The organism is Saccharopolyspora sp. (genome assembly GCF_017434145.1).
GTDB classification, from domain to species: Bacteria; Actinomycetota; Actinomycetes; order Mycobacteriales; family Pseudonocardiaceae; genus Saccharopolyspora_C; species Saccharopolyspora_C galaxeae.
The window spans coordinates 1-5881 of record NZ_JAFRFW010000636.1 but is presented as its reverse complement, the minus strand read 5'-3'; the positions used below and the strand labels follow the sequence as shown (position 1 = coordinate 5881).

At 69.2% G+C, this 5881-nt stretch carries 6 protein-coding genes and 1 pseudogene; 4 read left to right on the top strand and 3 right to left on the bottom strand.

From position 1 onward, the window contains the following. Positions 1-310 (top strand): LuxR C-terminal-related transcriptional regulator (locus IJH84_RS17535; RefSeq protein ID WP_295146351.1); only part of this gene is annotated, 310 nt, incomplete at its 5' end. 94 nt (positions 311-404) lie between these two features. Further along, a complete protein-coding gene (gene prcB, locus IJH84_RS17530; protein WP_295146347.1) occupies positions 405-1187 on the top strand; it encodes a proteasome subunit beta in 783 nt (260 codons plus the stop codon). On the opposite strand, the gene IJH84_RS17525 is transcribed toward prcB, so the two are convergent. Both IJH84_RS17525 and IJH84_RS17520 read right to left on the bottom strand, forming a co-directional pair. Next, positions 1156-2271 (bottom strand): NAD/NADP octopine/nopaline dehydrogenase family protein, encoded by a 1116-nt coding sequence (locus IJH84_RS17525; RefSeq protein ID WP_295146345.1) that lies wholly within the window; start codon positions 2269-2271, stop codon positions 1156-1158. The genes prcB and IJH84_RS17525 overlap by 32 nt on opposite strands. A gap of 65 nt (positions 2272-2336) precedes the next feature. Beyond that, positions 2337-3911, bottom strand: a complete 1575-nt coding sequence (locus IJH84_RS17520) for an AbgT family transporter (protein ID WP_295146343.1) — start codon at positions 3909-3911, stop codon at positions 2337-2339. 179 nt (positions 3912-4090) lie between these two features. Here IJH84_RS17520 and IJH84_RS17515 point away from each other — a divergent pair, with 179 nt between their 5' ends. Both IJH84_RS17515 and IJH84_RS17510 read left to right on the top strand, forming a co-directional pair. Further along, positions 4091-4753 (top strand): GntR family transcriptional regulator, encoded by a 663-nt coding sequence (locus IJH84_RS17515; protein WP_200072868.1) that lies wholly within the window; start codon positions 4091-4093, stop codon positions 4751-4753. A gap of 296 nt (positions 4754-5049) precedes the next feature. Further along, positions 5050-5454 carry a cupin domain-containing protein gene (locus IJH84_RS17510; protein ID WP_200072867.1) on the top strand — a complete coding sequence of 135 codons (405 nt, stop codon included), beginning with the start codon at positions 5050-5052 and terminating at the stop codon, positions 5452-5454. A 136-nt stretch (positions 5455-5590) separates the two neighbouring features. Here the strand turns inward: IJH84_RS17510 and IJH84_RS17505 are convergent. Continuing rightward, positions 5591-5881, bottom strand: a pseudogene (locus tag IJH84_RS17505) (FAD-binding oxidoreductase); the annotation flags it as partial.

Sequence of the window (5881 nt, the reverse complement as noted above, 5' to 3'; positions counted from 1 at the left end):
GGACGCCCCGCCGGAGGAGCTGACCGCGGCCGTGCGCGCCGCCGCGGCGGGCCGCTCGGCACTCGCGCCGACGGTCGCCGACCGGCTCGTGCACCGCATGCGGCGACCCGGCACGTCGCTGTCGCGCTGCGAACTCGACGTGCTCCAGCTGCTCGCGGACGGCTTGTCGAATGCGGAGATCAGCCGCCGCCTGTACCTGAGCCAAGCCACCGTGAAGACGCACCTGGTGCACATCTACGACAAGCTCGGCGTCGAATCCCGCACCGCGGCCCTGGCCGCCGCGCAAGCGCGCGGGCTCATCCGCAGGTGAGACCCGCGACGACCACGACTGCTAGCGCGAGCGTGCGGCATCTGGAACGCTACGACCGGTGATCTTGCCGTGTTCGATGGGAAGGAGCGATGACTTGACGTCCCAGTCGCCCGTGCCGGGATCGGTGGAAGCCGTGTGGGGACATCGCAGCTCCTCGTTCGCCGAACTGCTGCGCGGCTGCGCGCCGTACGCGCTGCCGCAAGCGGCTCCCGGCGCCGAGCAGGTGCACGGCACGACCATCTTCGCGGTGCGCTACCGGGACGGTGTGCTGGTCGCCGGTGACCGCCGGGCCACCATGGGCAACCTCATCGCGCAGCGCGATCTCCGCAAGCTCGAACCCGCCGATCACGCGTCCTGCCTCGCCTTCGCGGGCACCGTCGGAGTGGGCAAGGAGATGGTGCAGCTGTTCCAGGTGGAGCTGGAGCACTTCGAGAAGATCGAACACGCCGAACTCAGCTTCCCGGCCAAGGTCAACCGGGTATCGGCCATGGTCCGCGCGAACCTGCCGCAGCTCGAGCTGAACCTGGTGGCCACCCCGTTGTTCGCCGGCTGGGACCGGATACGGCAGCAGGCCCGGATCTACACCTTCGACATCACCGGCGCACCGGCGGAGGAGAAGTACTACGGCGGCGCCGGTTCGGGCTGGTTCTTCGCCAGGGGAGCGCTGAAGAAGCTGCACGATCCGGAGATGGACCGGGCGAGCGTCGTCCGGGTGGCGCTGCAAGCCTTGTTCGACGCGGCCGACGACGACAGCGCAACCGGAGGCCCGGACTCCGTCCGAGCCATCTACCCCACCCTCGCGCTGATCACCGAAGACGGCTACGAAGAGGTTCCGGCCGACGAGATCACTCCGCACCTGCCGAACTTGACCGTCTGAGGGCCTGCTGGTCGCCGTTGCGGAACGCGTCCCTGATCCGCTCGACATCGGCACCTTGCAGTCCCAGCAGATCCGCGGTCCGCCCCTCGGCCACCCAGTCGCGACCGCACAGCACGCTGCCGAGCCGGACGAACGAGTCGGTCAGCGGCAGCGACAAGCCGATCTGCTGCGCCAGCGAATTCCAGATGACCAGTCCGAACGGGATGTCCTCGGTGAAGTACCGGTGCGTGAGGGAGTCCGGCTCGGGGAAGGCCTGCCGTCCGTATCCCTGCTCGATGCGCTCCACATAGCTGCCCTCGGTCACCCCGTAGGAGGTCTCGAGGAAGTCCCAGAAGCTGCCCGCGGTCACGCCGAGCTCTCGCGCCAGCGCGAGCCGTTCCAGGTCCAGCTCGTGGATGACCTCGGCGACCCGCGGAGTGACCAGGGTGTGCTGGGCGAGTCCCGCGGCGTCCTCCACCGTCTTGATGTTCAGCACCGCCGGCGGGACGTGGTAGATCGCGTTGCAGTTGGCCAGTCCCACCGACAACGTGTCGCCGTCCCCGACGTACCGGTCACCGAAGTAGGGCCGGAGACGCTCGCGTGCCGCGTCGACCGATCCGCCGGGGATGCTCGCGAGGTGCACCGACTGCTTGATGGCGCCGACGTACACCTGCGCCGGACCGCGCAGCCGGCACGTGTAGAGGCTGGTCGCGGTCTCGGCGATCAGGCACGGTTTCCGCTCGCTGCGGGCGAAGTGCCGGGTCAGCTCGAGGCTGCTGCCGAGGGTGCTGGGCTGGAACAGGACGACCTGGCCGGGCTCCAGCAGCTCGGCGAGCTGTTCCGAGAGGCTCGCCTGCGCGAAGGCGGGTACCGCCACCACCACGACGTCCGCGCCGCGCACGGCTGCTGCGAGGTTCGTGGTCAGCAGACCGGGCAGCCCGTGCCCGGTGAGCTCGCCGGTCAGCTCGATCCCGCCGGCGGCGCGGACGGCGTCGAAATCCGCCTCCCACGGCGAGAACAGCCGGACGTCGTGCTCCAGCACCGCCATGTGCCCGGCGATCGCCTGGCCGACGTTGCCCGCCCCGACGATTGCGATCGTTCCCAACACTGGTTCCTTTCGAGAGAGCTTCCCGGGCGCGTCCCGCCCGGGTCCGTGCACCTGCGGACGAGCTAGCGGATGCCGACTCCGGGACCGAGCGGAATTCCCGCTCCGTACCAGAGCGCGAAGAACCCGCCCCACACCACGAGCACGACGACGGCGATGGGTGTCGTGAACGACAGCAAGGTGCCGACACCCGCGCCTTTGCGGAATTGCTGGACGAATCCGAGCGCGAGCACGAAGTAGCCGTTGAGCGGCGTGACGCAGTTCGTCACCGAGTCGCCGATCATGAAGGCGGCCATGGCGGCCTCCGGCCGCATGCCCAGGTACATCGTCATCGGGATCACGACCGGCGCCAGGATCGACCACATCGCCGAGCCGCTGGTGATCAAGATGTTCAGGCAGCTGATGCTCAGCACGATGATCAGCAGCAGCGCGAGGTGCGGGACCTGCAGCGACCGCAGCAACTCGGCGCCGTTGACGCTGATCACCGACCCGATGTTGGTCCATTCGAAATACGCGAGGAACTGCGCGACGGCGAAGAAGAGCACGAGCACCGGCACGAGGGACCGCACGCCCTCGGCCATCGCGGCCGGAACCTCGCCCAGGGACGGGATGGTGCGGGTGATGCGGCCGTAGACGATCCCCAGCAGGCCGAAGATCACCGAGATGAACACCGCGACGTTCTCGACGACCGGCGATTCGACGATGCTTCCGCCCGCGCCGCGGAACGGGGAACCGGGAAGCAGCATCGCGGCGATTCCCGCGGCGCAGACCAGGAACACGGCACCGGTCGTGCGCAGCGCGCGCAGCTGCGTCGCCGACACCTCGCCTTCGGGTGCGGCGCCCGTGGACTTGTTGAACAAGCCCTCCGCGGTGCGGAAGTCCTGTTCGAGGGTGTCCGCGCCGAACTCGGGCCGGTGCGCGAGCACCCGGTCGACGAGCAGCGCGATCGCGGCCGAGAGCACGATCGAGGACACCGCGGTGAAGTAGTAGGTCGCCAGCGGGGTGATCGTGTAGCCCGGGTCGACGATCCGCGCCGCCGCCATCGACAACGTGGACCGGATCGCGTCCTGCGGGGTGACCAGCGGGCTGGAGTTGAAGCCGACCGCGGTAGCGGCGTACGCGACCATCAGCCCGAGCACCGGGCTGCGTCCGGCGGTCCGGAAGGCGAGCGCGCCCAGCGGGATCATGATCAGGTAGGCCGAATCGCTCATCACGTGGGCGATCATCGAGCACAGCGCGATCGCGAAGGTCAGCCATCCCACCGGTAATCGGCGCACGGTGCCTTGTAGCAGCGCGGTGAGCAGCCCGCTGCGTTCGGCGACGCTCACCCCGAGCAGCACCACGACGATGGTCGCCAGCGGCGGGAATTCCGCGTAGTTGGTCAACGCCGATTCGATGGCGAATTTCGCGCCGTGCACGGAGAAGAGGTTGCGCACCGCGGCGGTCTCGCCGGTCGAAGGCAGCGTGACCCGAACGTCCATCATGGACAGTGCTGCGCTCGCCGCGCCCAGCACCAGGGACAGGATGACGAACAGCCAGAACGGGTGCGGGAGCTTGTTGCCCGCGCGTTCCAGCGCGCTCAGCGCCCGGAACAGGCGGTTGGTGCAGACGCCGGATCGCACATCGCCGGGTACTCGCATCATCTCTCCAAGCCCTGATCGGCCAGGGCAACCACCGCCACAGCGCCGGCCGGGGGAGCACCACCGCGTTGTGGATCCCTGTGATGTACACCGTGATATTTCACGGCGGATGCTAGAGTCGGCTCGCGAGGTGCGTCAACCCGAGTTGATCGGGCGGGGAGTCAGTAGGAGCGGTAGGTGTGAGTCGGCAAGCCTCGATGTCCGAACGCGCGTACGCGTCGCTGAAACGGGACATCCTGCGGTGCAGGCTCCGGCCCGGCGAGGTCATCATGGACGGCCCGCTCGCCGAGCAGTACGGGATGAGCCGCACCCCGATCCGCGAGGCGATGAACGCACTGCGCCGCGAAGGGCTCGTGGTCGTGGTGCCCCGGCGCGGCACCTTCGTGAAGTCCGTCGACATCGGCGAGCTGCAGGACACCTACCACATGCGCACGCTCCTGGAGCCCGAGGCGGCCGTGCTCGCGTCCCAGCGATCGACCGCAGCCGAGCTGGACGCACTCGAGGAGCTCAGCGACTCGACCGTCCGCGCAGCGGACGAACCGGCCGCGCGGCACGAAGCGAACCGGCTGTTCCACGTGCGCATCGCGGAACTGGGGCGCATTCCCCTGATGACGCAGACCATCAACGCGCTGCACGAAGAGATCGAGCGCTTCCTGAACCTGCAGGGCGCGCTCGGCCACCCGTACACCGCCACCAACCACCAGCGGCTCGTGGACATCATTCGCACCGACTCCGCCGACGAGATCCGCGCGGTCGTTCTCGCGGGAATCGAGAAGGCCCGCACGCACATGATCGAAACCTTGATCGCGAGACCCGATTCCGCCGGAACCCGCGCGGACTAGGACGCGCGCACGGTCGGCGGCGAAGGAACCTGGCGGGTCGGCGCGGTCAGGTTCTGGTCAGCGGGGTGCTGGCAGTACCCCGTTGAACGGTTCCTCCCACGCTCGCCTCGTGCGGGGTTGGGTGGAAAGCGGACATCGTGGAACCGGCGGACGGGCGTGGCTCGGTACGAGCGGTTCCCGGGTCGGCGGCCGCTCGGGTCACGCACTGGTCGTCGACGGCGCCCAGAGCACGTAGCCCGTCCGGCCGGAACCGGTATGCCCTGCGAGCACCAGCAGACAACGAAAGCGAGCACCTCGTGCAGATCACCCGAAGCAGCAGCATGGACACCCAGCAGGGGCCCGCGGACTGGTTCACCGGCGATGTCTACATCGACGCCGTCGCCGCACCGGCCGCCGGCTCCGCGTTCGGCGCCGCCAACGTGCATTTCACCCCGGGAGCGCGCACCGCGTGGCATACCCACCCGCACGGCCAGACGATCTTCGTCACCGAGGGCGTGGGACTGTGCCAGCGCGAAGGCGGCCCGGTCGAGACGGTGCATCCCGGCGACCGCGTGTTCTTCGAGCCGGGGGAGAACCACTGGCACGGCGCTGCCCCGAACCGGTTCATGGTGCACGTCGCCATGCAGCAGAACGACGAGTCCGGCAATCCCGTCACCTGGGGCAGGCACGTCACCGACGAGGAGTACGACGCCGCGCGCTAGCGCTGGGAGAACGCCTCGGAGCCTCCGCGAAGACATGAGCAGGTCGGCCGCGCGGTGCGGTTCCGAGGCGTTCCGCACCCGGAGCGGACCGCGTGACCGCCCTGCTTGCCTTCACCGCCGAACGTTTCACCGGGGCTCACTGCTGGCCGGCGAAGCGGGCCGGTGTCAGCGGCGGTAGGCCGGACCTACCGATCAGGCGGTCCGGCCGGAACGGCGCCAGCGCCTCCGCTGGGTCGCCGGTGGTGATCTCTCGTGCCGCGAGCTTGCCGAGCAGTGGCCCGAGCGTGATGCCGCTGTGGGTGGCCATCGCGTAGATCCGTCCGCTGCCGCCGAGGAATCCGGCGACGGTGAGCCCGTCGGCGGGCATGGCTCGCTGGCCCACCCGCAAGGATTCCAACCCGGCGGCTTGCTCCAGCAGTTCGGTGAG

Excerpts from the sequence above, each read along its gene's own strand:
- IJH84_RS17520 (WP_295146343.1), bottom strand. The coding sequence starts at position 3,911 with ATGCGAGTACCCGGCGATGTGCGATCCGGCGTCTGCACCAACCGCCTG.